The organism is Pandoraea faecigallinarum (assembly GCF_001029105.3).
GTDB lineage: Bacteria > Pseudomonadota > Gammaproteobacteria > Burkholderiales > Burkholderiaceae > Pandoraea > Pandoraea faecigallinarum.
The window spans coordinates 1,661,047-1,686,230 of sequence record NZ_CP011807.3 but is presented as its reverse complement, the minus strand read 5'-3'; the positions used below and the strand labels follow the sequence as shown (position 1 = coordinate 1,686,230).

The window sequence follows — 25,184 nt, the reverse complement described above, 5'->3', positions numbered from 1 at the left end:
CCCCTCTCAACCCGCCGTTTTTGTCTTCAGTCCAAGAAACGGAAACGGCGGTGCCACCTTGAATTCGCCGGACACTTCGCCGCTGAACGTGTTGCGCTGATCCTTGCCGAGCGCCAGCCGCCTGACCGGTGCACCCGCCGAAAAATCGACCTTGTTCAGGTCTACCCAAAAGGTGTTGGGCGTGAGCGCCGACTCGAAAAAGTAGAGCATTCGCTTGTGGTCGACCACGGTACGCCAGCGCGTCGACGAAATGTTCGGCTGATCGGGTGTCGTGATTCCATACGGCACCGACGCATTGCGAATCACGCTGAACACGCTCGCGAGCGCCTGCACCGGGTCCTCGCTCTTCGGGATCGCGTTGATGTAAAACGAAGCGCGCGCGAACCGGTCCGACGCCCGGTTGGTGCCCGGCAGGAACGTCGTGCCTCCGATCTGTTTCCAGTACGCATTCAGAGCGAGTTGCTCATCGAATGTCGGCGAGTTGGTCATCACCTGATATTGCCTGCCGTGGTGAATCACCTGCCGCCCCCCGATGTACTCGACGATGGCGCTGTCGCCCGACTTGTCCGACATCGACAGATGCAACGTCGTGAGCCGGTCCTCCCCCGGAACGTTATCCGTCACGACCGTGAACGGCTCCTTTTCCAGCGCCGCGACGGCCTCGGCCACCGTCGAAAAGTTATCGAGCACATATTGCGCCCAGGCGGCAATCGTCAGGCCGGGCTTCGCGTCCTTGTCGAACTTCGGATATTGCGATTCCACGAGCCAAAGCAGTTGTGCGGACAACCCCTTCTCGTTGACGCCATCCGTCGTCGACACGTCGTAGCCGGTGGCGACCACGCTGCCGTACTTCGCCGTCCAGCGAATGGAGTTCGGCCCCGCTTCGCCGGTGCGCGCGATGCCTCGCGGCAACACGTAGAGGTTGGTCGCCACGTCGAGCTGCCAGTCCATCGAGCGCGCGGTGATGACGTCGCCGTTCGCGCCAAGGTAGACAACGCGGGTGCAGGCGAGCGAAGTCAGCGGCGACACGGCGAGCGTAGCGGCCGCAACGAGGCAGGAGAGCGCGGGAAGGAAACGGAACGAAGGACGCCAGGTACGCCGGGCACGCAAAAGCAATGACGTAAGCGCTTGGGAACGAGTCGAAGGCATGGCGATATCTCACGGTGGGCGGAAGGATTCGCAATGACCATCAGTATAACGATGGAAGTTTCGCGCGCCCAATCCGCGACGACAGGCATCGCCGCGCGGCCATCGCTCACTCCACCAGGATCGGGTACAGCGATGCGACGAGCAATACCGCGGCCACGCCGTTGAAAATGCGCACCGAACGCGCGTCGGTCAGCACACGCCGCATCGCCACGCCGAACCCGGCCCACAAACCGATGCATGGCGCACCAAGCGCACCGTAGACAATCGCGAGCACGGCGACGTCCGGCAAATGCGACGCGTTCGGCAGGTACGTGCTGATCGCCCCAACGGCCATCACCCATGCCTTCGGATTGACCCACTGGAATGCCGCCGCGCCGACGAATCCCATCGGGCGCTCGCGGCCACGGCGCTCGCCGTCCATCGGTCCCGAGCGTGCCAGATGCCACGCCAGCCGCAGCAGATAGGCCGCCCCTACGTACTTCAGCAAGGTATGGATCACCGGAAAGCGCACGAACACCGTATGCAGACCGGCGCCCGTGAGGAACACCATCAACGCGAAGCCGAAGGCAATGCCGGCCAGATGCGGCAACGTGCGCACGAATCCGTAGTTCAGCCCGGAGGCCAGAATCATCATGTTGTTCGGCCCCGGCGTCACCAGGGTGATGACAGCGAAAGCGCAGAAGGCCAGTAATTGTTCGGTCGTCATGATCGTGGGTCGGAAAACGCCGCGCCAGCGCCGCCGACGGCGAGCGCTTGAAAGACGCGGAGCCACAGCATAGGCATGCGTATCGCCCGAAGCCCGGTACAGTTCACCGAATCCCGACAGGCCTGTACCGGCGCCCAGCCATGACAGTTGCCGCTTGCGCAGGCCGGCCAACGCCGCACGACGGCACCGCCCGGTCATTTCCGCGCATAACGCCATCGTGCGAAAATCGACAGCATCCGAACGTGGCCGTCGTCTGACGGCTGCCAGCCCAATCCGCCTGATTCGCCCATTCCATCCCATGCCGCCCCGTCTGCCACCGCTGTCCGCCCTGCGCCTGTTCGAGGCTGCGGGACGTCACCAGAGCTTCAAACGTGCTGCCGCCGAGCTGCATCTCACGCCGAGCGCGGTGAGTCACGGCATCGTCGGATTGGAGCAGACGCTGGGCGTGGCGCTCTTCACACGCTCGCCGCAGGGCCTCACGCTCACGCCGGAAGGCATGGACTATCTGGCGTACGTTACCGAAGCGTTCTCGCTGCTGCTCACCGGCACGCGGCGCTTGCCCACTCCGGACGCCTCGCGAGCCATCGCCATTACCTGTGCGCCGACGCTCGCCTCGCGCTGGCTCCTGCCGCGTCTGGACATGTTCGTGCGACGCATGCCGGGCATCGACATCACGGTCGACACGTCGCGCCGTCAGGTCGGCTTCCCGACCGATGGCTTCGACTTCGCCATCCGCCTGTCGCGCGCCCCCATGGCAAGCGACGCCTGGCACCGCCTCTTCGGCGAGCGTTTCGTCCCCGTATGCAGCCCGGCTTATCACGCGATGCATGCGGATGAGGACGGTCATCTCGATCTGCGCGCGGCGACCCGCATCCACGTCAGCAGCGCCAGCGAGGACTGGCAGATGTGGGCCGAGGGCGCAGGCATCGACGACTTCGACACCCGCGGCGGACTGAGCTTCGACAGCATTCAGATGGCATTCGAGGCCGCCATGGCGGGCCTCGGCGTCGTTATCGGCCGCCGGCCGCTCGCGGACGACTATCTCGCCACAGGCGCTCTCGTGCCGGCGCACGACGTCACGACCCAATCGCAAGGGGCCTATTGGCTCATCAGCGCACCGGACATCGAGCCGCACCCCGAATGCGTGGCATTCCGCGACTGGGTCATCGAGCAGGCCGGCACGCATCAGGGTGAATAAAATTCACCTGAGACCACACACAACTCCTTTGCCAGACGGGAATTTCGTTGCGAGACTTCGGTGAGGAGGACTCACCATCATGTCACGAAACCCGATTTCCGCATCGCCCTCGCTTCAGGGCCGTGTCACGCTCATCATTCTGGCCGGCGCGCTCGTGCTCAGCGCGGCAATGGGCACCCGCCAGACGTTCGGTCTGTTCATCAATCCGTTCTCCTACGACCGTGGCGTTCCCGTCACGCTCGTGGCGTTCGCCATCGCGCTGCATAACCTCGTGTGGGGTTTCGCGCAGCCGTTTGCGGGCGCGATGGCCGACCGTTACGGTCCGGCCCCGGTCGTCGCGGCCGGCGCGTTCGCCTTCGCGGGCGGGCTGGCGATGGCGGCCCTCGCACCGTCCGGCATGTGGCTCGTGATCGGTCTGGGCGTTCTCGTCGGGCTGGGCATCAGTTGCACGACGTTCGGCGTCGTTCTGCCTGCCGTGAGTCGCGCCGTCACCCCGGAGAAGCGCACAATGGCGATGGGTCTGGTAAGCGCGGGCGGCTCGCTCGGACAGGTGGCGCTCGTACCCGTCGCGCAGGGGCTGCGCGAAACATACGGCGTCTCGACCTCTCTCTTCGTTCTCGCGCTGGTGCTTTGCTGCGCCGCGCCGCTTGGCCTGTTCATGACGATGCACCGCCGCCGCACGGGCGGGACCGGACTCGCATCGACGTCGTCCGTGCCGCGCAAGCCCGAGGATGGCGACCACGTTCGCCTTCGCGACATCCTGCGGCAGGCCAGCGCCCATCGCGGCTACCAATTGCTCACGCTCGGCTTCTTCACGTGCGGCTTCCAGCTCGCCTTCATCGCCACACACCTGCCCGGTTACCTGCTGATGTGTCACATGCCCGTCGGGCTGGGCGCCACGGCGCTCGCACTGATCGGACTGTTCAACATGATCGGCAGTTGGGCCTGCGGCTGGCTCGGCGGACGCTACCGCCAGCATCACGTCCTCGGTTGGCTCTATCTGCTGCGCGGTGCGGCCATTGCCCTGTTCTTCCTGCTGCCGAAGTCGAACGCAGGCGTTGTGATCTTCGCGGCGGTCATGGGGCTGACGTGGCTCGGGACGGTGCCGCTCACAAGTGCTCTGGTGGCGAAGGTTTTCGGCACACGGCATCTCGGCACGCTATTCGGTGTGTGCTTCATGAGCCATCAGGTCGGTTCGTTTCTCGGCGCCTGGCTGGGCGGGTTCGTGCTCGACGTCACCGGGTCGTACAACCTGATCTGGGCTGCCACGGCGATTCTCGGCGCGGTCGCTGCCGCCCTGCATTTCCCTATCGACGACGAATGTGCCGTGCCGCCGATGCACCGGCCCGTGGCGGCCAGCGCCTGAGCTGGCCCGGCAGCTTGTGGGCGTCAAAAAAAACTCCGCCCGTCGAGATGACAGGCGGAGTTCCATTTCATCACACGGTCATCACAGGCACCGCACGCGACACCCGGACGATCGGATCACCGCTGCGGCTGAGGCGCCGCGCCCACGTTCTTGCGCACCTTGGCCACTTGCGAGGCCGTCACGGCTGCCGCCTTGTTGCCCCAGCTCGAACGCACGAACGTCAGCACATCGGCCACATCCTGATCGGTCAGACGGTCGTCGAAGCCCGGCATCGCGTAGTGCGTCGGCGCCGATTTCGTCGATGGCATTTCCGCGCCACGCAGCACGATATGGATGAGCGAGGTCGGATCGGCCGAGTTCACCGTCGAGCTCAACGCGAGCGTCGGGAAGGTCTGCGTGTAGCCCTTGCCCGTACTGCGGTGGCAGGCGGCGCAGTTGTCGAGGAACGTGAGCGCCCCGTTGCTCTTGTCGGCCCCCGTGCGCAACGCCTTGGCAACAGTGTCGTCATAGGCGAGCGCCTTGGCGTTCGGATCGACCGGCTTGAGCGTCTTGAGGTACTTCGCTATCGCCGCGAGATCGTCGTCGTTCATGTGCTGCGTGCTATGCCGCACTACGTCCGACATGCCGCCGAAGGCTGCGGAATGGTCGTTGCGCCCGCCCTTGAGAAACGCGGTGATGTCGCCTTCGCTCCAGTTGCCCAGACCGTCGGTGGCGTCGCCACGCAAGTTCTTCGCGAGGAAGTTCTCGACCACGCCGCCGGACAGAAACGCCGTGCTGTCGTCGGTGAGCGCCTTCTCCTGCAACGCGAAGCCGCGCGGCGTGTGGCACGCACTGCAATGGCCCAGCCCTTCGACGAGATAGCGCCCGCGCGAGATCGGGTCGTTATCGGTCGAGGCGGCATCGGCAACCACGGCAGGGGCGAACATCTTGCGCCAGATCGACAACGGCCAGCGCATGGACAACGGCCACGGAATGTCCGTCGCCTTATTCGGCTGCGCAACCGGTTGAACACCATTCATGAAGTACGCATAGAGGGCCTTCACGTCGGCCGGACGCACCTTTGCGTACGACGTGTACGGCATGGCCGGATACAGCGTCGAGCCATTCCTGGCAATCCCGTGACGCACCGCCTTGTCGAAATCTTCAAGGCTGTAGTTGCCGATGCCGGTGTCCTTGTCCGGCGTGATGTTCGTCGAGTAGATCGTACCGATGGGCGACGCGATGGGCAGGCCGCCGGCGAACGGCTTGCCCTTGGGCGCCGTATGACACGCGGCGCAGTCGGCGGCGCGCGCGAGGTACTCCCCTTGCCTGACGAGCTGCGCTTGCGGATCGTTGGCCGCGGGTGTCTGCGCCGCCTGCGCAGGATGCGTGGCGTCTACGGTCGTTGCGGGCACCGCAGGCGTCGGGACCGGTGAGACGGCAGCGCCGGAGGGCGCGGCTGCGTTCTGCGCCCATGCGGCGGCAACCGCGAGAGCGAGCGCACCGGCCGCGAGCACGCCGGCGGAGCGTTTCATCATCGTTTTGCGGATCATGGTTGCACTCCTCAGGCTTGCACCAGCGGGCCAGCGTTCTTGAGGTACTGCTCGCGAATCGCCTTCGCGGACCAGTACGCCAGCGCCGCCACCACGCCCGTGGGGTTGTAACCCATGTTCTGCGGGAACGCCGATGCGCCCATCACGAACACGTTCGACACATCCCAGCTTTGGAGATACCTGTTGACCACACTGTTCGACGGATTGGTGCCCATGATGGCGCCGCCCGTGGTGTGCGTGCTCTGATAGATCCGCGTGTCGTATCGCGTGCCTTTCTTGCGAATGGCGCGGAACACCTTCTCGGGGTTCATCGCGCGGCCGACCTCTTCCATGCGGTCGCCCATGTAGCCGAGCATCTCGTACTCGTTGTCATGCCAGTCGAACGTCATGCGCAGCAGCGGCACGCCGTAGGCATCCTTGTACGTCGGATCGAGATCGAGACATGCGTCGCGATACGACATGACCGAGCCGGAAATGCCGATGGTCATGTAACGCTGATAGGCGTCGGCAATGCCTGCCTTCCATTTGCTGCCCCACGCGGGCGTGCCCGGCACGGTCGGCGTCATCTTGATCGGGCGTCCGCCGTAACGAATGTGACGAATGCTCGCCCCGCCAACGAACCCGAGCGGGCCGTGATCGAACTGGTCGCCGTTCAGGTCGTCCATCGAGACCCCGCCCGCGCCCGTGCCGACGAACGGATTGAGTTGCGTGCCTTTGGGCAGCAGCACGTTGATGGCGCCGTTCATCTGATACGCGTAGTTCTTGCCGACGACACCCTCGCCCGTCTTCGGGTCGTACGGCTTGCCGATGCCCGAGAGCAGCAGCAAACGCACGTTGTGCAACTGGTACGCGGCCATGATGACCAGATCGGCCGGTTGCTCGACTTCCCGCCCCTGCGCGTCGATGTATGTCACACCGGTGGCCTTCTTGCCGTCGCTGTCGAGATTGACCTTTACAACGTACGAATGCGTGCGCAGTTCGAAGTTCGGCTTCTTGAGCAATACCGGCAGGATGGTCGTCTGCGGCGAGGCCTTCGAATACATGTAGCAACCGTAGTTCTCGCAAAAGCCGCAGAAGTTGCACGGCCCAAGGCGAACACCGTACGGGTTCGTGTACGGCGCCGAGGTGTTCGCCGCCGGCGCCGGATACGGATTGAAACCGACCTCGCGCGCCGCCTTCTCGAAGAGTTGTGCACCGTAGGTATTTTGCAGCGGCGGCGTGGGATATTCGCTCGAGCGCGCGCCCTCGCGCGGATTGCCGCCAGGCACGATCTTGCCGTTCAGATTCCCCGCCTTGCCCGACGTCCCGAAGACCTTCTCGGCGAAATCGAAATGCGGCTCCAGTTCTTCGTAGCTCACGCCGAAATCCTGGATCGTCATGCCTTCCGGAATGAATTTCTTGCCGTAGCGCTCCTCGTAGTGGCTGCGCAGCTTCAGCTCTTCGGGAAGAATGCGGTAGTGCATGCCGTTCCAGTGAAAGCCCGCGCCGCCGACCCCGTTGCCGAGCAGGAACGAACCGTTCTGACGGTACGGCACGGCGAGGTCGTCCGGCGTATGCCGAATCGTGACGGTCTCGCGTGCCAGTTCCTGAAACAGCTTGCCGCGCACGGAATACTCCAGCTCGTCGATGACCTTGGGGTACTGCGCGTCGGTGGGCGTGTCGCGCATCGCGCCACGTTCGAGCGCCACGACGTTCAGACCGGCGTCGGTGAGTTCCTGGCCGAGGATCGCCCCGGTCCAGCCGAAGCCCACGATGACGGCGTCGACCTTGTCTTTTTTGATTGCCATGACTTAGCCCCGCTTTCCGGAAATCGACACGGGCCCGTACGGGTATTTGACGTTGGGCTGATCGGCCCAATCCATGAAGTCGGCGCGTGCGCCGGGAAAGCCGACGAGTTTCCAGCCGACCATGTCCTTGTTGCCACCGTGGATCGGATCCGAGAGGAATCCTTCCTTCGTGTTGGCCAGCAGATACGAAAAGAAGGTGCGCGCAGGCACCGCGTCGAACTCGATCTTGGCGTGCTCGAGATCGGCCAGCACGGCTTCCTGCGTGGCGTGATCGAGATCGGCGAACACTTTGTTGTACTGCTTCTTGCAATGCGCGTCGCACGCCGCAATGCCGTGACGGTAGATGTCGCGCGGCACGAGGCTCAGCTGATAGCCCCTCTCGGGCGGCTGGTCGGTATGAAACGGCCCTTGCATGTACCAGAGCTTGCCGTGGCCGAACGGCGTTTCCATCTGACGATCGATGAATTGCGGCACGTCGGCTTTCAGCGCCCCCGGGCCGAGGTCGTCGGCGGGGATCAGACGGTCGACGGCAGCGTTCACGAAACGCCATTCGTCGGCAGTGAAGTATTTGGGCTCGTAGGATTTGCCGGAAGCGGCGGGGGCAGCGGAATCGCTGCTACAGGCGGTCTGCGTAAGCGTCGCACCGGTGGCGAGAGTCGTGGCAGGCACGATCGCCAGCACCTGACGCAAAAAGCGCCGGCGCGGTTCCTTGTCCTGTGACATGGAGTTCTCCGTTTTATGGGGGACGAATCACGCATGACAGTCAGGCGGTGGCTCGCCATGCGTGAAGAAAACCTGACAGGCTATTCACCTCGCGTAGCGCTATTAACAACGCGGCCATTCTACTGACAAGTTCCGTACATGGCAAAGAAAGAGATTGTTGCGTGAATTACGCAACTTGTTGATTGAAAAGGCTTGCAGATAATTAAAATATTTACTATTACGCGTGCGCGAAGGGTTTCGCCACGTAAAATATGCGGGATTTCCGGTCAGCGTTTTTTCATGTTCGGCCCGCCGGGAATCCAGCGAATTCGATGTGCGGCGCCATGAAAAAGACCGCCACGCAAAGCGTGGCGGCTCGGTTCGTACGCCGGTCTGTCGGTGCGTCGGTGCATCGGCCAGCGCCCAAGGCGCCGATGGCCGACTCAGGCACGCTCGGGCACGTTCAGGCGCGCTCGGGCGGCGCAGTGCGCGGCAGCGCCGGCGGCGAGTCCTCATCGGAGATGGGCAACACGCGATACGTCTTGGGGCGAGCCCCTTCTCGCTGCCACCGCGCCTCAAGCGTTTCCGGGCCCCCCGCGTGCGTCTGTCCGGCCGGCAGCGGCGCGCGCTCCGGTGCCGGGCCTTCGTGCATGCGCTCGACGGCCGTGGGCCGCTCCAGGATCATGCTCAGGCGCCCTGCCCTTCCCGGGCGCACGGCAATGAACTCGTCCGCAAGACGGCTGCGGCGCGTCGACGACGTAGGCTGACGAGCCCGCGACGCCGCTGCCGCACTCGCCGTCGATGTCGCGTCACTCGCAGTCTCATGTCCACCGGCGCGCCCGCCTTTGCGCTCGGGCACGAGCGAGCCGTCGGCCAGCACATCGAAGGTCCCGAGGATGACGGCCGGAACGCCCGCGACGCCGACGTGCTTCGGCACCGTCCGCAGACAGGCCTCGTCGATCGTCCGCGCACCCGGCATGACTGCCGGCGCCTCGGGCCCGTCGATATCATCGGTCGCATCGGTCGCATCGATCTCATCGATCTCGCCAGCCCCGGTTTCGTCGAACTGGCTGTCGTCATGCCGGTGCGTCGGCAGCGCACCGATCAGCCTGCCGCCGTTCGTCTCCCGGAGGTCGGACTCCAGCGCGCGCGAGGCGCACTTGCACCCATCGATCTCCAGAGCCCGCTCGGCTAACCACGTCGACGCTTGTCCGGGTGTCGCCGTTCTGGCCCCGGCCAGTACCATCGAATACTCGTACTTGCCGAACCCCTTGGCGTGAATATCCGACAGCGTCACCGGGGTGCCCGCGGGCTCCCCCAACAGCAATGCCAGACGTGCGGCATCGTTGCGTGCGCGTATCCGGTTCTTCTGAAAGCGCGACTTCGATACCGCGGGCTTGAGCACCAGTTTGCCGCCGCGGACCTTCAGACGAAGCGGCGTGCCGGCGCCGCCGTTCGATAGCGCCTGACGCGCTTCGCGCGCCATGTCGTTGAGCGCGACGAGCAGGTTCAGCTCGACCTTGAGTTCGTGAAATTTCCGCTCGTGCAGGCCGGTCGTGAGCGACAGCATGGTGTCCCGCATCGAGACCAGTTCGTCGAGGTTCTGCTGCCCCATCGCCCGGGCCGGGCCCTTGGGCAACTGCTCCACCGCCGCCTCGACGCGCTCGATCTCGTCGTTCACATGCGCGATCCGCTCAAGCTGATCGAGCACCGCCTCGTTGCCGAACGTACGAACGAACGGCGCATCGGTCGGCGGCACGCCGTAACGCGCCTGCCGCATGGCTTCGGTGCGACGGTCCTCGAACACGACGTCGCGCTCGATAGCCGCTTGAAACGAGGTATGCCAGCGCTCGACATGCTGCCTGACCTGTCCGGGAATCAGCGGTTTGCCGATCAGCGCGTCGGCCACGAGTTGATCCCGCACGCGTTGCGCCTGCCATTGTCCGAACGAGAGGCCCTTGCTGTCTTGCGGGCTTTGCCGACGCGACGGATACGTCTGCCATGGCTTGCCGCACGCAAGCGCGGACGACGTCGGCACGGCGCCCAGCCGCGTGAAGTCCGAGCCGAAGCTATGCCGGTGCTCGCATGGTGCCCGCGTGGCGCCGACGAGGACCGGTGCCGATGTCCCGTCGATGCCCCCGAATATTGTTCCCATCGTTCATCTCCTGTTAGCAAGGCCGGACGGCCTTCGGGCACGCAGACTAGACAGGATTGGCGCAGACGGATTTCGATTGTGGGGGACAGCTTCGTTTTGTGGCACCGGCTAAGGTCATGGCATTACACGGGGGCTGCGCCCCCGATCCGCACCCGACGCCCGCTCAAAAGCGCGCGAGCAGTTGGCCGAGCAAGGCGGCCCCTTCCTTGCCTTTCGCGGAGTCGGCCCACAGACGGTCGATCATCGCGCGATACATGCCGACGCCGTCCGGCGACGTCGTGATGGTAGCGATACCGGTGCGCAGATTCGGCAACTCGCCGAGCCGGAACGGCGAGACGGCGACGTAGGCTTCCCCCTGCGCTTCGAAAATCTGAAACGTCTCGTTGGGCATGTTGTCGCTGACGATACCGATCTGCACCCCGGCGGTGTCGGCCTCGAGAAACTCCACGATGCGCGCGACTTCGCGCCGCGCCGCCATCTTGCGTTCGAGTTGCACCCCCGGCGGCAGTCCCAGACGGCCGACTAGTCCGTGATGCAGGAACTGTTCGATCTGCCGCAGTCCGATCAGGCTCGTTACCGCGAGCCGCTGACGCGAAAAGCTCGATTTTCGCTCCTGCAAGATCCCCAATACGCGATCGATCGTGTTTTCCCAGTGCCGGTCGGCGAGCGTCGGCGGAATGCTCTCGTCGAGCATGTGACGAAGCCAGACGTCGTAATCCTCCGACGTCAGCAGAAACGAAATGGGGTCGAAGTGCGCGACGATGCGCTCGGAACGGCTTTCCAACTGGCGCATGCGCTCGAAATAGCTCACCGCCGAGTCGTGGTATTCGACTTCCACGCCGAGCAGATTGGCCAGCGACACGCCAAGCAACGCCGCAAGCCGCTCCAACGTGTCGATCTTGACGATCTCGCCGCGCTCCAGCTTGTAAATCGCCGCGCGCGAGATATCGAGTTGCTCCGCGACATCCTCACTGCGTAACTCCGCCGCCAGACGATAGGCGCGCAAGCGCTCGCCAATGGCTCGGAAATTGAAGCGCGCACCTCGCGGCGCCCGGGATGTCGTTGCAGCTCGAGTCAAATCGCCCCCTGTCGAAAACCTCTTGGATACCGCATGCCGGCGCGCCACGGCCGCGGGCCGGGCGGCGGACCATGTCCCGAGCCGTGCGCCTCGCGTGGGCGTTCCGGTGCGTCCCGGCGCGTTCCGGTGCGTTCCGGTGCCCGGATTATACCGGTCGCCCGCCGCATCCGACGGACTGCCCGAGCCTCCGTGTCGCGTGCCGGCTTCCAGCGCTCGTCCCACCTTGCCGTGCCTCTCAAACCACACTTTCGTCCGTCGAATATTTTTCCGATTGTCTAATTTTTTAGACTTACGCACGATGCCGGACACGTCACCCCATCGCGTGAGAATGCCGCCACTCGCAGGCGGGCGAAACGCACGCAGGGGGATGACCCAACGCGTAGGGGGTGATAGCCTGCGCGCCGTCCATAAATTTATACAAGATAAACGAGGGAATGATGAAAACCTGGCACAAGGTGGCTGGCGCTGCCGCATTGGGCACGGCCGCACTCGCAAGCACGGCACATGCGCAATCGAGCGTGAGCTTCTACGGTCTGGCAGACGCTTACGTGGGCTCCGTGAAAAACCCTGGCGGCAACGCGGCGACCGTACAGCAAGGCGGCGGCATGACGACTTCGTACTGGGGGCTGTCGGGCACCGAAGATCTCGGCGGCGGCAACAGCGCCCTGTTCGTCCTGGAGAGCTACTTCCAGCCGAACAACGGCACTTACGGACGCTTCGCCGGCGACAGCTTCTTCTCGCGCAATGCTTATGTCGGTCTGTCCAATACGCGCCTGGGCACGTTCCGTCTGGGTCGCATCACCACGCCGATGTACCTCGCGACGATCCAGTTCAACCCGTTCAACAACTCGTACACTTTCTCGCCGATGATCTTCCACACCTACAAGGGTCTGGGGACGCAAGGCGTGGTGGGCGATTCGGCATGGAACAACGCGGTCGCGTATACGACACCGGCCTACGCCGGCCTCGCAGGCACGCTGCTGTATGCCACCGGCAACAGCGCAACCGACCATAGCGCCAAGAAGTGGGCCGCCGCGCTGACGTACGCCAACGGCCCGTTCGCGGCGGCCGTGAACTATCAATACGTCAACTTCAGCGCGACGCCGGGCGACTTCGGTGCGCAACTGCCGGGCGTGACCGGACTGACGAACCAGAACACGGTGCAACTCGGTCTCTCGTACGACCTGCGCGTGGTGAAATTCTTCGCACAGTACATGCTCGTCGCCAGTCAGGCGGCCAGCGGCAACTTCCACGCCAATACGGGGCAGCTCGGCGCGTCGGTGCCGGCCGGTCCGGGCAGCGTGCTGGCATCGGTCGCGTACACCGGCTCGAACGGCTCGGGCGACAATCAGCGCCGTACCACGTGGGCGCTCGGCTACGACTATCCGCTCTCCAAGCGAACCGACGTCTATGTGGCCTACAAGTACGACCACATGAGCGACATGTCGACAGGGCAGACGTACGGCGCGGGCATGCGCGTGCGCTTCTAGGCCTGCGTCCGGAATCGCTTCCCGCCCGGTACGCCGCAGCACGCGCCGGCGAGTGCCCGTCGCCCGCCGGCGTTCCGGACATCAGGGTTAGCCCCGATAATTTTCGTCTTGCCTGCCCTGGCGGGTTCGTTTAGTCTAAATATTTAGACAGATGGAGTTCACGATGGATCTGCAACTCGCATGCGCCTGGTTACAGCGCGACACCGTCGGTCTGTCCGACATCGAAGATTTCTCGGCGCGCTGCCTGAACGCCTCGCGCACCGCCACGCGCGAATCCGCCGCCCTTCTGCTGCTCGCGCAGGCGGCGCAGACGTTCGCCGAGCGCCAGTCCGGCGTAGCGACCAGCGGAGAGACGTTTCACGCGTTTCTTGCGCGCACCAGGACTTACGCCACGATGCTGCGCGATGCCGCCGCCGACTCCGACGCCCGCTTTCTCGCCACGCTCAACCAATTCGCCGCTCAGTTGACGACCGAGGTCTACGCGTGACGCCACGCGTTTTTTTCACTTGATTGTCTAAAAAAATAGACAATTGATCGAGTGCGGCAACGAACGTCGTTGCGAACCCACTCGCCTCCCACGGAAACCGATCATGGAAGCCAATCTGAAGACATCGAGCGCGCAACGCGCGGGCGCCTCGGGCAAAGCGGGTGACGACGTCGTCACGCCGTACGCATGGAAGGCGCTCGCCGGCTCCGCCATCGGTTATGCGATGGACGGTTTCGATCTGCTGATTCTCGGCTTCATGCTGCCCGCGATCACGATCGGTCTGCATCTCACGGCGGGACAAGCGGGCGCACTCGTGACGTGGACACTGATCGGCGCGGTCGCGGGCGGCATCATCTTCGGCGCGCTCTCGGACCGTTTCGGCCGCGTGCGCATGCTCACGTGGACGATCCTGCTGTTTGCCGTCTTCACCGGTCTTTGCGCACTGGCGCAGGGTTTCTGGGATCTGCTTGTCTATCGCACCATTGCGGGAATCGGACTGGGCGGCGAATTCGGCATCGGTATGGCGCTCGCCGCGGAAGCATGGCCTGCCTCCAGGCGGGCACGTGTCTCGTCCTACGTCGCCCTCGGGTGGCAGACGGGCGTGCTGGCCGCCGCGCTGCTCACGCCGTTGCTGCTGATGTCCATCGGCTGGCGCGGCATGTTCCTCGTGGGGGTGCTGCCGGCGCTCGTCGCCTGGGTGCTGCGCAACAAGCTGCACGAACCGGAAGTCTTCGTGCGCCGCACGGACAGGGCGCCGCAACGTGGCAGCTCGAATGCGTTTCGTCTGCTGGTGAAGGACGCACGCACCACGCGCGTGAGTCTGGGCATCGTGATTCTGTGTTCGGTCCAGAACTTCGGCTACTACGGGATCATGATCTGGCTGCCGACGTTCCTGTCTCAGAAGCTCGGCTTCTCGCTGACGAAGTCCGGCCTTTGGACGGCCGCCACGGTCATCGGCATGATGTTCGGCGTCTGGGCCTTCGGACAGCTGGCGGACCGTATCGGGCGCCGCCCCACGTTCTTGCTGTATCAGGCGGGCGCAGTCGTGATGGTGATCGTCTACTCGCAGTTGACCGACCCGGCGGTCATGCTTTTCGCGGGCGCCTTCATGGGGATGTTCGTCAACGGCATGGTCGGGGGGTACGGCACGCTCATGTCCGAGGCGTACCCCACCGCGGCGCGCGCCACTGCCCAGAACGTGCTGTGGAACATCGGACGCGCCATCGGCGGTCTCGGCCCGCTCGTCGTCGGCGCGCTCGCCACGCGTTACTCGTTTCAGTTCGCGATTGCACTGCTTGCGAGCCTGTACGTGCTCGACATGATCGCCACGCGTTTCCTCATCCCCGAACTCAAAGGTGCCGAACTCGAATGACGAGACGCGAACGCCCGGTGCGTCGCGCCGCGACGCTTCCCATCCCGCTGCCCGCTGCCTGTTCGTTTTTCTGATCGCCCCGTCGTCTCCGCTCGCCCGCTCCTCGCCCGCTCCTCGTTCTCGTCCCTCTATTCGGAGTCCCCATGTCAGTCACCTCTCCGACGTCCAACATTGTTACGCGCCCCCCGGCGTCGGCGCCCGCGCAGGCGTGCGATGCGCCGCCCGCGCACGATCGCCTCGCCCCGTCCCCTGGTTGCGAAACCACGGCACCGAGTGTCGCCACGCATCGCTGCCGCGTGCTCGCCCACCATGCCGTGAACGCGCGTTATCGCTATCTGCGGCTGCAAGCGGACGCGCCCGTCGCCGTGACCACGCACCCCGGCCAGTTCTACCAGCTCAAGTGCCCTGTCACGGGCAGCGAAGCGCCGTTCCTGCTGCGTCCGATGAGCGTCTACGGCACCGGTCCCGAGCCGGACACCATCGAGTTTCTCTACAACGTCACGGGTGTCGGCACGCGCGCGCTCGCCACGCTCGCCGAAGGCGCGACGCTCGATATCGTCGGCCCGCTCGGCAATACTTTCACGCTCGATACGCGATGGAAGCGCGTGATGGTCGTTGCGCGCGGCGTGGGGCTGGCGACGATGGCACCGCTGGTCCAACGCGCCGCGGCCGCCGGCTTGCGATTGACAGTCGTGATGTCGGCGCGAAGCGAAGCCGATCTGATGCGCGACGAATTCCTGCGCTCGCCGCAGGCCCGCGCGTTGGCCGACGTGCATTGTGTGTTCGATAGCGACGGCTCGTCCGCCGTCGATGCCCTCGCACCGCGCTTGCGCGCCCTGCTCGACGCCACACCGCACGACGCCGTGTACACCTGCGGCTCGCACCGTCTGCTGATGCTGCTCCAGCGCGTGCTGGAATCGCATCCGCATGTGGTCGGCGAAGTGGCGATGGAACAGCGCATGGCGTGCGGCATGGGCGTTTGCCTGTCGTGCGTGCGCCTGTTCGATTGCAACGGCGACAAGCAATTTTTGCGGGTGTGCCGCGAAGGCCCCGTGTTTCCGATTCGTGATGTCGTAGGCGAGGTGGACTTTGGCTGATCTTTCCGTTCGTATCGGGGCGCTCACGCTGCGCAATCCCGTCATGCCCGCCTCGGGCTGCTTCGCCGTCGAATACGCCGAGGCGCTCGACCTGCGCCGGCTCGGGGCACTCGTCGTCAAGAGCGTTTCGCCCAACGCGCGTGCGGGCAATCCAACGCCGCGCGTGGCCGAGACCGCCAGCGGCATGCTCAATTCCATCGGCATCCCCAGCAAGGGACTCGATGTTTACCGCCGCGACGTGCTGCCCGCCTACACGCGCTTCGACACCCCTGTCGTCGTCTCCGTATCGGCCGATACGGCGGAGTCGTTCGCGCAAGCGTGCGAAACGCTTTCGTTGCCGGAAGTCGCCGCCATCGAAGCGAACATCTCGTGCCCGAATCTCGAAGCGGACGGCATGGCCTTCGCGATGCTGCCCGAGAGCACCTACAAGGCCGTGAGCGCGATCCGCCGTCGCACGTCGCACCCGCTGTGGGTCAAGCTCACGCCCAACGCCGGGCAGATTGCCCAGATCGCCCGCGCGGCGGAAGACGCCGGCGCAGACGCTATCGTCATGGGCAACACCGTGCTCGGCATGGCCATCGACGTGCGCACCCGCAAGCCCAAGCTGGGCAACGTGATGGGTGGCCTGTCCGGTCCGGCGATCAAGCCGCTCGCCGTGCGCCTCGTGCACCAGTGCCACCGCGCGGTACGTATTCCGATCATCGGCTGCGGCGGTATCGAAACCGCCGACGACGCCCTCGAATTCATGCTCGCCGGGGCGAGCGCCGTGCAGGTCGGCACGGCGTCGTTCCGCGATCCCGCTGTCATGGGGCACATCGTCGACGGTCTCGCGGCGTATTGCAACGTCCACGCGATCGACAGGATCTCGACGCTGACCGGCGCCGTCGCCCTCGACGCACAACTGACCGACCGCTGGCTGCGCTTCGCGCAACAGTCGGGCTAAGACCTCAGGTACCTCGCGCAGCATTATCCGCAACCCTCGCACCGCCTCACGCGAAAAGAAGCACACATGGAACCGAACGCGCTGGCCCCGATGGCCGAGCAACTCTTCGCCGACCTGCGCCGCTTGGGCAGCGACGGCGTCGGCATCACCCGCGACAGCTATGGCGACGGCGAAAACGCCGCCGCGTCGTATCTGACGCAATGGGCCGAACGGCAAGGCCTGTCGGTCGCACGCGACCGCGCGGCCAACCTCGTCTTCACGCTGCCGGAGGACTCTGGCGACGCCCCCGCCACCTGGATCGGCTCGCATCTCGATTCCGTCCCGCAGGGCGGCAATTACGACGGCCTGGCAGGCATCGTCGCCGGGTTGCTGTGTCTGGTCGAGCAGCGGCGCCGCGAGCGCCCCACGTCGACGCCTGTACGCGTGCTCGCGCTGCGCGGCGAAGAAAGTGCCTGGTTCGGCCGCGCCTACATGGGCTCGGGCGCGCTATTCGGCAAACTGAGCGAGGCCGATCTCGCCATGCCGCACCGCACGCACGGGCGCGCGCTTGGCGAGTGCATGGCCGAAGCCGGTGCGGACATCGAGGCGATTCGTGCGGGCGAGACGCTCTTCGACGTGTCGCGCGCGAAGGCATGGCTGGAGCTTCACATCGAGCAGGGGCCGGTGATGATCGCGCGCAATATGCCCGTGGCGATCGTGCCCGGCATTCGCGGCAATGTGCGTCACAACCGGGTGTCGTGTGTCGGCGAAGCGGGGCACTCGGGCGCCGTGCCGCGATGGTTGCGTCACGATGCAATGTTCGCCGTGGCGGACCTGATTACGCGTCTGGACGAGCACTGGCGAGCGCTGCTCGAACGGGGCATCGACATGGTGGTGACGACGGGCATCGTCGGCACCGATCCCGCCGAGCACGCGATCTCGCGTATTCCGGGCAAGGTCGATTTCAGCCTGGAAGTGCGCAGCCAGAGCCCCGACACGCTCGACGTCTTCTACGAACTCATGCGCACCGAATGCCGCGCCATCGAGCGCGACCGCGGCGTCAGGTTCGTGTTCGATCGCCGGCTCGCTTCGGCGCCCGCGATCATGGACAGGCATGTGTCGTCGGTACTGGAGGATGTCTGCGGTTCCCTCGATCTGCCGAAGGAGCGCGTGCCGAGCGGCGCGGGACACGACGCCGCGATCTTCGCCAACGCCGGCATTCCGAGCGGTATGGTGTTCGTGCGCAACGCGAACGGCTCGCACAACCCCGCCGAGCATATGGAACTGGACGACTTCATGCGCGGCGTGCGGGTCATCGAAGCGGCGACACACCGGCTCTGAGCGTCTGAGCGCTTTCGCCTCCGGCACCAACGCAAAACGGACCGCGGCCATGCGGTCCGTTTTGCGTTTCCCCTAGCGGTAGCCTGTGACTGACACCTTACGGCGCAAGCGCAATGACTTCGGCAACGGCCGCGGTCAGCTTCTTCGCGTATGGCACGTGCAGGAACTCGTTCGGCCCGTGGGCGTTCGACTTCGGGCCGAGCACACCGCACACCATGAACTGCGCCGTCGGGAATCCGGCTTGCAGGGTATTCATCAGCGGAATCGTACCGCCCTGCCCGATGTACGCGACATCCGCTCCGTAGTGCCGTTGCGAAGCCGTGTTGAGCGCCGACGTGAGCCACGGCGCGACGTCCGGCGCATTCCAGCCGGACGCGGCCCCCACATCGGACTTGAACGTGACCTTCGCGTTGTACGGCGGGTCGACTTCGAGCAGCGCCTTGAGTTCCTGCACGGCCTGCGCGGCGTCGACGAGCGGCGGCAAGCGCAGCGACAGCTTGAACGCCGTGCGCGGACGCAGCACGTTGCCGGCGTCGGCCAGCGCCGGCAGCCCGGCAGCTCCCGTGACCGACAGCGACGGACGCCACGTCGAATTGAGCAATGCTTCCTTCGGATCGGTCGTGGTCGGCAGCACCGACAGACCGTCCTGCCCGCATGCCCAGGGCATCTTCTTCCAGACGTCGTCGCCGAGAATCTGCGCCGTGGCTTCCGCTTCCTTCAGCCGCTGCAACGGAATCGGGCTGTGGAAGCCCTTCGGCAGCACGTTGCCGCTGCCCGCATCTTCCAGACGCTCGAACAACTGACGCATGATGCGAAAACTCGACGGCGCAATACCGCCGTAGCCGCCCGAGTGAATGCCCTCGTCGAGCACCTGCACTTCGAGGCTGCCGGAGATCAGACCGCGCAGCGACGTGGTCAGCCAGAGTTGATCGTAATTGCCCGCTCCCGAATCGAGACAGACGACGAGGCTCACGCGACCGAGCCGGTCTCGCAGCGCGTCGACGTACGGCAATAGATCGTAGCTGCCCGACTCCTCGCAAGTTTCGATGAGCCCGACACAGCGAGGACGCTCCACGCCCTGCGCATCGAGCGCGGCGAGCGCCGTCACGCTCGAATAGATGGCGTAACCATCGTCGGCGCCACCACGTCCGTAGAGCTTGCCGTCCTCGAACCTGGGCGTCCACGGACCGAGGTCCTTGCGCCAGCCGTCGAATTCCGGCTGCTTGTCGAGGTGGCCGTAGAGCACGATCGTCTCCGTGCTGCCCGAGCGGGTGGCCGGTGCTTCGAAGAAGATGACCGGTGTGCGGCCTTCGAGACGAATCACTTCGAGCCTGAGCCCCTTCACCGGCTGACGCTCGGCCCACTGTGCCGCGTCGCGCACCACACGATCGATGTAGCCGTTGCGGGCCCAGTCGGCATCGAAGCCGGGACTCTTGGCGGGCACGGCAATGTAATCGGTCAGAGCATGCAGGATTTCGTCGTTCCACTTGCGTTCGACGAATTCACGCAATGCCGCCGTGTCGAGCGACGGCTGAGTCGAAGTGACGGTGTCGTTCATTCGGAAAACCTCGGGAGTGTGCTTTGCGGGGTGTCGGGATGGCAGCGTCGGATGGCACGCCGATATGGCGTCATGATAGCCATTCCGGCGGCCCATGGCGACCGGCCGGCCGCAAAGGCGAGATCACCGATGCGCGAATGTGTGAATGCGCCGGATCGCCTTACCCGGTTCGCGCGAGATGCACCGGACGAAACGCAGCCGCGTCGCCGCACGTCGCATGGCATCGGTCGGAATACGCCGGGAGAAAGACGGCTCAGTTGCCGGCGCCGGGCGGCCCGAAGCGAAATACGATCTCACCGGCCGCGCCGCTGGCCTTCACGCATGTGGTCGATTGCTGCCCCTTCGCGGCCACATCCACCGCATGCTCCGGGTCGGCCGCGTTACAGCGCCAGTAGAACGTGACCGGCCGCTCGCACCGGTTCGTCACTTCGTAGCGATAGTCCGTGACATTCGCAGGCAGTGCACGAATGGCGCCACACGGCTGGCCACCGTTGTCGACCGGCTCGGCGGGCGCGGATGACGCCTGCGCATGCGCAGCGCTGCTCGCCACGAAAGCGAGAAGCACCAGCAATCCCGATATCCCCGAATGACGTCCGGCGACGGCAGCCATCAGATCCAGCGCCATGCAATGGCAATGGCGCCGATGGCCACACCGATGGAAATGACCACACCGAACCACGCCAACTGCGCGCGCCGCGCACGACGGCGACTGGATTCCGAAGTGTCGTAGAAACGACCCAATCCGCCCGAGTACAGCTTTTCCCAGCGAATTTCCATGGCGCACCTCACAAATCAATCAAACCGGCCCGCACAAACTGTTCTTTTCTTCTTTATCGAAAGTTTCGATGCGCAAGACAATTCGGATAAATCCGGGCAGCTTCCGTCGTGTGAAAACACCCGAAAACTTCCCGAAATTCCGACACCGCACCGTCGCTTCAAGATCGCACTATTCGTCCGGAATTGCAATAGCGTGAACGCGTAGAATGCGACGCCAAGACCATGAAAAGACCCCGTCATCGACGAGGGCTATCGACGCGTAATGCGCGCTTTCTCGTCAGACGCAACGCGTCTTTAACGAAGGATTGCACTCCGTCGCTGAAATTGTGCCGTAACGGCAATTACGGACGGCGAATGTATCTGTAACGAAACGTTTCAAATACGGGACACACGACCGTTCGAATCGGCCGATTGAAATGGCGAGTCGATCCGGCTAGCGAAAGGCACAATTCGGGATGCCGCCGAGGTTGAAGCGGGTCGAAGCCGACAAGGCGGGTCGAAGCAGGACGGCGATTCGTGAGATTCGCCAATAGGCAACGTGGCGCGGCGATCCGCCGGGGGCGGTGCCGCGCACGAAAAACGGAGGAGGTGTGACGTTAGCGTCCCAGGAAGGCCGCACCTACTGACAACAGGACGAAACCGCCGACGCTACAGGCGATCGCAATTGCCAACAGGCGTTGAAAGAGCTGCTCGCGCTCGCTCGCGCTGCGATGGGAACGGGGTGCATCGTGATGAATCGTTCCCCAACCACTCGAATACACTTTTTTCCAACGGATGTGCATAAGTTACCTCGCGTTGTTTAGTGTTCGTAGCCTTGCCGGTCATCGATTCTCGCTATCGGAATCGACGAGACGCAGGGCTAGTATGCGCTTTGTCCGGCAACGGTAAACCCCCTCATCCGTGCTGCGTCGCCGCAAGCAAGAGGGCTGATCCGGATGGTTTTCGAGACGGGAGAGTGCGGCACCGAATACCGTCAGGGTGACGCGATTCCCATTTTGATGCGCTGCGTGTCAATGCGACACAATGTCGCAGGTGCGACAAGTTGTCGCGCAACCCGCATGAACCGTGGAATGACGGATACCTGGCCGCAGGACACGCGCGCACATCTCGCACGGCGTACGCTCACCTGTAAAGCGGCTACTGAATCGAAACGCAACGGAAGAAGGCCCCGCAAAAAGGGTTTCGTGCGGCGCAACATCGATTTTTCAATTAGTCGACAAATGTGGGGTAAATCCGGAGGCGCGGTTTGCCCGGCCGTCACTCGAAAGGATTTTTCACAGACCTGGCTGTCGTACCGGACGGCATTTCGGAGTGGGCTGGCAGATCCGTACCGGACAGCGCCGCCACTACGGCATCGAGCACCGTTTTGAGCGCTTGCGCCTGACGTAGCCCATCGGCGTCGCGGCGCAGCGTCAGATTGCCGAAGATGGCAACGTGATCCCTGTGATTTTCGACGTTGAGTTCGCCGAGCGTGAGCGCGTCGACGTCGTTGGCGAACGGTGAGAACGAGGTTTCGGCGGAAGACAGATTCGACATTCTGGACTCCTGAATCGGGGGAAATCAGTCGTTTGGGAAGCGATCAGGAAGTGATCGGCTCGGCGTCCGGGTCAGCCACCCGGGACGCCGCCAACGCGCTCAGCGGATGATCGTACGCAAGAATTCGAGCACCGTCTGGACTTCTCGATACGTCGGCACTTCCTGATCGCGCTTGCGCTTGCTGCCGCCACCGGCGGCTTTGGGGCGGGGCAGCGACATTGCCGTTTGCTTCACGCTCGCGGGCATGCCGGGGAAGAAATCGATCCCGGCCAGCGTCTCGAGTTCGGCCACGCTTACCACGGAATAGTCGCCGGTCGCTTCGTTCGCCACAAGGTAGGCGCCCGCCTGTTTGCGCTTTGGATCGTAGACGACCTTGAAGAGCTGCGTGGGCACCATCACCCGGTTACCGACCTGCGTGATCGTTTTCCCCTTGAAAAGCGGGCCCGAAATCACGAAAAGTTCGCCACGGTCCTGTGCGAGCTTGCGCACGCTCGACTCGATGCCCGCCCACAGATAGCGGTTGTTCTCGCTGTTCTGCGGCACCATGTTCGACAGCGAAAAACTCTCGGACTGCGCTTGCGCATCCGGCATGTCCGCCGACGGCGCCATGTGGCCGCGGTCGTACCCGGAGCGTACGTAGTCGCGCAACTCGGCGCGCTCGCCCGGCGGCAGCCGGGATTCCGCGTGGAAGTTGTTCACCCGCGAGATCTGGCGGGCGTCGCTCAACCCGGCACGAGTCAGGTGCTCGGCGGACCACAGCGGGGTGCGCGTAACCCCTGAGTGCATGACACCGAATGCGCCGAAGCACACCTCGCGCGCGGCGCGCGTCATGGCGCTATTGGTGATATCGGGGGCCGTACCGGCCCAGTAGTGATTGCCGCACGCGGTGGGGGCCGCGAACGTCCCCCCCGGCCATGCAGCGACGGCGACGACCGTGGCTAGCGAGGCGGTGGAGAGCGTCGCGACACCGGGCGCAGTGGAAGCGGAAAAAGAAAAGGAAAGGGAAATTGCCAACTGCCCGGCCATCGCGCGCATGCGGCTTGCGCGCCCTGCGGTGACCGTCCAACGAGACTGCTTCATCGCACTGCTTGGGGTAAGACGTAAGGGGGTGCGATTGTAGCGGATGAACGGCTATTCGGGGACGACATTCCCCGCGCCATACGCGGCGCATTGCAATGTCTGGGCCGGGCCGAGGTTGTCGCACTCGTCAGCCTGCGCGCTCGGCATCCACGCCTGCCCGAGAAACAGCAGACACAGCATCAGCGCGAGCATGAGGAGCAGCGTTTTCATTGCGGCATCCGAGTTGGGTTGCCGCATTGTATGCGGGGACAACGGCCAGCGAGCGACCCCGGGCGGACGAAAATGTTTCGTTTCGTTACCGTCGCACGGTGCGCCCGGGGATGGCACCGCCCATGCCGCTCATGCTGCCGGGACGTCGCCTCGCCGGGCGACGAGCGCCGCCAGCGCCTCGCTTTGCGGTCCTTGCGCACGCAGACCGTCCACGACACCGACGCGATCGGGCATCGGCCGGTTCTGCGACATCTTGAATTTGCCTTCGATGCGTCGAATCGGAATCTCCACACCGACAATGGCGCGAAGCATGCCGTTCACGTAGTCTTCCGGGGCGTCCTCGACGGCCCACGGTGCGGCGCGCCCCTGCTCCTGCGATTGTGTGAGATCGCCGACGAGCCGGCGCAACCATGCAGCGTCGTCGATCACGCGCGGCTTACCCCACACGTGCACCGCAGCATAGTTCCAGGTGGGCACCACCTTGCCGTGCTCGGCCTTGGCGACGTACCACGACGGTGTGATGTACCCCTGCGGCCCGGTGAAGGCGATCAGACAATCGTCGACGTCACGTAACGCCTCGCCATGCGGATTGGCGCGCGCCAGATGTCCGCGCAGCGTACCGAACTCGCCTTCGCCGGCGTACACCAGAAACGGAATGGCGTCGGCGATCAGCCCTTGTGAGCCTGCGCTCACCAGCAGACCGAGCGGATGCGAGCGAATCAGATCGTGCAGAACCTCGGGGCGATTCTCTGTGAAGGCGGCGGGCTGATACATCGATGACTCCAGGCAAAAGCGGCGAGTAGGAACGACGCATAGCGTACGGCCATGCGTGGCGCCCGGCAAAGACCCAAAATCGAATATTTTTTTGATGCCACGGTATTGGTGTGGCCGGATGCCGCCTGCCCTCACGAGGGAGACTGTGCCCGGCGCCCGTTCTGCCGGACCCGGCGCCGGGCGTTGGCGCTCAGAGAAACGACCTGGCCTGTTCGAGTACCTTGTCGCAGACCTTGCGCGTGAGTTGTTCCTTGACGCCACCGCCATTGAGGTCGACGGTCTTGCCGTCCGGCGACGAAAGCAGCCCCTTCACGCCATCGAGATAGCCGGGACTTGCGGCGGCCGTGCCGGACTGCGTACCGATCTTGCCGAGCAGCTTGTCCTTGACGTCGGTCGCCGAACTGAGGTTGTTGCTACCCAGATAATTGTTCTTGATGCAGAACTGGAGCACCCCTGTCGTGTTGCCGATACTGCTCGACGTAATCGACGTAAGCGACGTAAGCGAGCCCGACGAGGCAAGCCCGCCAAGACCGCCGGCCAGCCCCCCGGAATCGCCGCCGCCCGCGTTGCCGCCACCCACAGCGTTCTTGAGCAGATCGAGTTGCGCGTGCGCCGGTATCGGCACCAAGACCGCGAGCAGCAGCGCGACACCTGCGAGCGTCGCGACGTTCGCAACCCTTGCCGCGCGCAGCCTCCCCCATCCCTTGAAGCGTGCTTGCGCCAGTTCCGCTGCCTCGGCCGAACTTGCCGTGCAGGCCTTGCATTCCATGCGTCGGGACATACGATCCTCCGTGATGTGAATGACGTGGGGTCAGGTCGAGTCACTATAACAGGCCCGCCTCGCCGCTCTCATTCGCGTTGTACATG

Annotated in this window: 23 protein-coding genes; 8 read left to right on the top strand and 15 right to left on the bottom strand. The window is 64.4% G+C overall.

Going from position 1 to position 25,184, the window contains the following annotated elements; translation table 11 throughout:
- Positions 1 to 6: 6 nt before the first annotated feature.
- Together AB870_RS07555 and AB870_RS07550 are read right to left on the bottom strand one after the other, a co-directional pair.
- Positions 7 to 1,149: a linear amide C-N hydrolase gene (locus AB870_RS07555; RefSeq protein WP_084663426.1), complete on the bottom strand. Its 1,143-nt coding sequence runs from the start codon at positions 1,147 to 1,149 to the stop codon at positions 7 to 9.
- Positions 1,150 to 1,255: 106 nt separating this feature from the next.
- Positions 1,256 to 1,855, bottom strand: coding sequence for a LysE family translocator (locus AB870_RS07550; protein ID WP_047908940.1), 600 nt, complete (start codon positions 1,853 to 1,855; stop codon positions 1,256 to 1,258).
- A gap of 298 nt (positions 1,856 to 2,153) precedes the next feature.
- Between AB870_RS07550 and AB870_RS07545 the strand changes: the two genes are divergently transcribed.
- Together AB870_RS07545 and AB870_RS07540 are read left to right on the top strand one after the other, a co-directional pair.
- Positions 2,154 to 3,053 (top strand): LysR substrate-binding domain-containing protein, encoded by a 900-nt coding sequence (locus AB870_RS07545; protein ID WP_047907530.1) that lies wholly within the window; start codon positions 2,154 to 2,156, stop codon positions 3,051 to 3,053.
- Between the two features lie 79 nt (positions 3,054 to 3,132).
- The gene (locus AB870_RS07540; RefSeq protein WP_047907529.1) at positions 3,133 to 4,419 is read left to right on the top strand and encodes an MFS transporter; all 1,287 of its coding nucleotides are present in this window, start codon (positions 3,133 to 3,135) and stop codon (positions 4,417 to 4,419) included.
- A 116-nt stretch (positions 4,420 to 4,535) separates the two neighbouring features.
- Here the strand turns inward: AB870_RS07540 and AB870_RS07535 are convergent, their stop codons facing one another.
- The 5 genes from AB870_RS07535 to AB870_RS07515 form a co-directional block, all read right to left on the bottom strand.
- Complete coding sequence (locus AB870_RS07535; protein ID WP_237170081.1) at positions 4,536 to 5,951, bottom strand: c-type cytochrome; 1,416 nt, start codon at positions 5,949 to 5,951, stop codon at positions 4,536 to 4,538.
- Positions 5,952 to 5,962: 11 nt separating this feature from the next.
- Positions 5,963 to 7,738 carry a GMC family oxidoreductase gene (locus AB870_RS07530; RefSeq protein WP_047907528.1) on the bottom strand — a complete coding sequence of 592 codons (1,776 nt, stop codon included), beginning with the start codon at positions 7,736 to 7,738 and terminating at the stop codon, positions 5,963 to 5,965.
- A gap of 3 nt (positions 7,739 to 7,741) precedes the next feature.
- The gene (locus AB870_RS07525; RefSeq protein ID WP_047907527.1) at positions 7,742 to 8,461 is read right to left on the bottom strand and encodes a gluconate 2-dehydrogenase subunit 3 family protein; all 720 of its coding nucleotides are present in this window, start codon (positions 8,459 to 8,461) and stop codon (positions 7,742 to 7,744) included.
- Positions 8,462 to 8,903: 442 nt separating this feature from the next.
- Positions 8,904 to 10,595: a hypothetical protein gene (locus tag AB870_RS07520; RefSeq protein WP_047907526.1), complete on the bottom strand. Its 1,692-nt coding sequence runs from the start codon at positions 10,593 to 10,595 to the stop codon at positions 8,904 to 8,906.
- Positions 10,596 to 10,758: 163 nt separating this feature from the next.
- Entirely contained in the window at positions 10,759 to 11,673 is a 915-nt protein-coding gene (locus AB870_RS07515; protein WP_047907525.1) for a helix-turn-helix domain-containing protein, read from the bottom strand.
- 434 nt (positions 11,674 to 12,107) lie between these two features.
- Between AB870_RS07515 and AB870_RS07510 the strand changes: the two genes are divergently transcribed.
- The 6 genes from AB870_RS07510 (at position 12,108) to AB870_RS07485 (ending at position 18,382) form a co-directional block, all read left to right on the top strand.
- Positions 12,108 to 13,163, top strand: a complete 1,056-nt coding sequence (locus tag AB870_RS07510; RefSeq protein WP_047907524.1) for a porin — start codon at positions 12,108 to 12,110, stop codon at positions 13,161 to 13,163.
- A 163-nt stretch (positions 13,164 to 13,326) separates the two neighbouring features.
- Positions 13,327 to 13,650, top strand: a complete 324-nt coding sequence (locus AB870_RS07505) for a hypothetical protein (RefSeq protein ID WP_047908938.1) — start codon at positions 13,327 to 13,329, stop codon at positions 13,648 to 13,650.
- Positions 13,651 to 13,753: 103 nt separating this feature from the next.
- Entirely contained in the window at positions 13,754 to 15,022 is a 1,269-nt protein-coding gene (locus AB870_RS07500; RefSeq protein ID WP_047907523.1) for an MFS transporter, read from the top strand.
- A gap of 143 nt (positions 15,023 to 15,165) precedes the next feature.
- Positions 15,166 to 16,119, top strand: a complete 954-nt coding sequence (locus AB870_RS07495; RefSeq protein WP_084663424.1) for a dihydroorotate dehydrogenase electron transfer subunit — start codon at positions 15,166 to 15,168, stop codon at positions 16,117 to 16,119.
- Positions 16,112 to 17,062, top strand: a complete 951-nt coding sequence (locus AB870_RS07490) for a dihydroorotate dehydrogenase (protein ID WP_047907521.1) — start codon at positions 16,112 to 16,114, stop codon at positions 17,060 to 17,062. The genes AB870_RS07495 and AB870_RS07490 overlap by 8 nt, the downstream gene beginning before the upstream one ends.
- A gap of 66 nt (positions 17,063 to 17,128) precedes the next feature.
- Positions 17,129 to 18,382 carry a hydantoinase/carbamoylase family amidase gene (locus AB870_RS07485; protein WP_047907520.1) on the top strand — a complete coding sequence of 418 codons (1,254 nt, stop codon included), beginning with the start codon at positions 17,129 to 17,131 and terminating at the stop codon, positions 18,380 to 18,382.
- A gap of 97 nt (positions 18,383 to 18,479) precedes the next feature.
- Here AB870_RS07485 and AB870_RS07480 read toward each other — a convergent pair whose 3' ends face one another.
- The 8 genes from AB870_RS07480 to AB870_RS07455 form a co-directional block, all read right to left on the bottom strand.
- Positions 18,480 to 19,940 (bottom strand): M20 family metallopeptidase, encoded by a 1,461-nt coding sequence (locus AB870_RS07480; protein WP_047907519.1) that lies wholly within the window; start codon positions 19,938 to 19,940, stop codon positions 18,480 to 18,482.
- Positions 19,941 to 20,193: 253 nt separating this feature from the next.
- Positions 20,194 to 20,565: a hypothetical protein gene (locus AB870_RS07475; protein WP_047907518.1), complete on the bottom strand. Its 372-nt coding sequence runs from the start codon at positions 20,563 to 20,565 to the stop codon at positions 20,194 to 20,196.
- Complete coding sequence (locus AB870_RS26315; protein ID WP_157112269.1) at positions 20,550 to 20,717, bottom strand: hypothetical protein; 168 nt, start codon at positions 20,715 to 20,717, stop codon at positions 20,550 to 20,552. The genes AB870_RS07475 and AB870_RS26315 overlap by 16 nt, the downstream gene beginning before the upstream one ends.
- Before the next feature lie 1,257 nt (positions 20,718 to 21,974).
- A complete protein-coding gene (locus AB870_RS07470; protein WP_047907517.1) occupies positions 21,975 to 22,253 on the bottom strand; it encodes a hypothetical protein in 279 nt (92 codons plus the stop codon).
- Between the two features lie 99 nt (positions 22,254 to 22,352).
- Complete coding sequence (locus AB870_RS07465) at positions 22,353 to 23,333, bottom strand: DNA/RNA non-specific endonuclease (protein ID WP_237170080.1); 981 nt, start codon at positions 23,331 to 23,333, stop codon at positions 22,353 to 22,355.
- 51 nt (positions 23,334 to 23,384) lie between these two features.
- Positions 23,385 to 23,543: a hypothetical protein gene (locus AB870_RS26310; RefSeq protein WP_157112268.1), complete on the bottom strand. Its 159-nt coding sequence runs from the start codon at positions 23,541 to 23,543 to the stop codon at positions 23,385 to 23,387.
- 129 nt (positions 23,544 to 23,672) lie between these two features.
- A complete protein-coding gene (locus AB870_RS07460; protein ID WP_047907515.1) occupies positions 23,673 to 24,317 on the bottom strand; it encodes an FMN-binding negative transcriptional regulator in 645 nt (214 codons plus the stop codon).
- 190 nt (positions 24,318 to 24,507) lie between these two features.
- Positions 24,508 to 25,098: a DUF2501 domain-containing protein gene (locus AB870_RS07455; RefSeq protein ID WP_237170079.1), complete on the bottom strand. Its 591-nt coding sequence runs from the start codon at positions 25,096 to 25,098 to the stop codon at positions 24,508 to 24,510.
- Positions 25,099 to 25,184: the final 86 nt, after the last annotated feature.

Bases quoted from the DNA above. Each gene is read 5' to 3' on its own strand.
- AB870_RS07525 (WP_047907527.1), bottom strand. From the start codon at position 8,461: ATGTCACAGGACAAGGAACCGCGCCGGCGCTTTTTGCGTCAGGTGCTG.
- AB870_RS07480 (WP_047907519.1), bottom strand. From the start codon at position 19,940: ATGAACGACACCGTCACTTCGACTCAGCCGTCGCTCGACACGGCGGCA.
- AB870_RS07460 (WP_047907515.1), bottom strand. From the start codon at position 24,317: ATGTATCAGCCCGCCGCCTTCACAGAGAATCGCCCCGAGGTTCTGCAC.
- AB870_RS07540 (WP_047907529.1), top strand. From the start codon at position 3,133: ATGTCACGAAACCCGATTTCCGCATCGCCCTCGCTTCAGGGCCGTGTC.
- AB870_RS07535 (WP_237170081.1), bottom strand. From the start codon at position 5,951: ATGATCCGCAAAACGATGATGAAACGCTCCGCCGGCGTGCTCGCGGCC.
- AB870_RS07495 (WP_084663424.1), top strand. From the start codon at position 15,166: ATGTCAGTCACCTCTCCGACGTCCAACATTGTTACGCGCCCCCCGGCG.
- AB870_RS07505 (WP_047908938.1), top strand. From the start codon at position 13,327: ATGGATCTGCAACTCGCATGCGCCTGGTTACAGCGCGACACCGTCGGT.
- AB870_RS07550 (WP_047908940.1), bottom strand. From the start codon at position 1,855: ATGACGACCGAACAATTACTGGCCTTCTGCGCTTTCGCTGTCATCACC.
- AB870_RS07475 (WP_047907518.1), bottom strand. From the start codon at position 20,565: ATGGCGCTGGATCTGATGGCTGCCGTCGCCGGACGTCATTCGGGGATA.
- AB870_RS07545 (WP_047907530.1), top strand. From the start codon at position 2,154: ATGCCGCCCCGTCTGCCACCGCTGTCCGCCCTGCGCCTGTTCGAGGCT.
- AB870_RS07470 (WP_047907517.1), bottom strand. From the start codon at position 22,253: ATGTCGAATCTGTCTTCCGCCGAAACCTCGTTCTCACCGTTCGCCAAC.
- AB870_RS26315 (WP_157112269.1), bottom strand. From the start codon at position 20,717: ATGGAAATTCGCTGGGAAAAGCTGTACTCGGGCGGATTGGGTCGTTTC.
- AB870_RS07485 (WP_047907520.1), top strand. From the start codon at position 17,129: ATGGAACCGAACGCGCTGGCCCCGATGGCCGAGCAACTCTTCGCCGAC.
- AB870_RS26310 (WP_157112268.1), bottom strand. From the start codon at position 23,543: ATGAAAACGCTGCTCCTCATGCTCGCGCTGATGCTGTGTCTGCTGTTT.
- AB870_RS07500 (WP_047907523.1), top strand. From the start codon at position 13,754: ATGGAAGCCAATCTGAAGACATCGAGCGCGCAACGCGCGGGCGCCTCG.
- AB870_RS07465 (WP_237170080.1), bottom strand. From the start codon at position 23,333: ATGAAGCAGTCTCGTTGGACGGTCACCGCAGGGCGCGCAAGCCGCATG.
- AB870_RS07555 (WP_084663426.1), bottom strand. From the start codon at position 1,149: ATGCCTTCGACTCGTTCCCAAGCGCTTACGTCATTGCTTTTGCGTGCC.
- AB870_RS07530 (WP_047907528.1), bottom strand. From the start codon at position 7,738: ATGGCAATCAAAAAAGACAAGGTCGACGCCGTCATCGTGGGCTTCGGC.
- AB870_RS07455 (WP_237170079.1), bottom strand. From the start codon at position 25,098: ATGTCCCGACGCATGGAATGCAAGGCCTGCACGGCAAGTTCGGCCGAG.
- AB870_RS07510 (WP_047907524.1), top strand. From the start codon at position 12,108: ATGATGAAAACCTGGCACAAGGTGGCTGGCGCTGCCGCATTGGGCACG.
- AB870_RS07520 (WP_047907526.1), bottom strand. From the start codon at position 10,595: ATGGGAACAATATTCGGGGGCATCGACGGGACATCGGCACCGGTCCTC.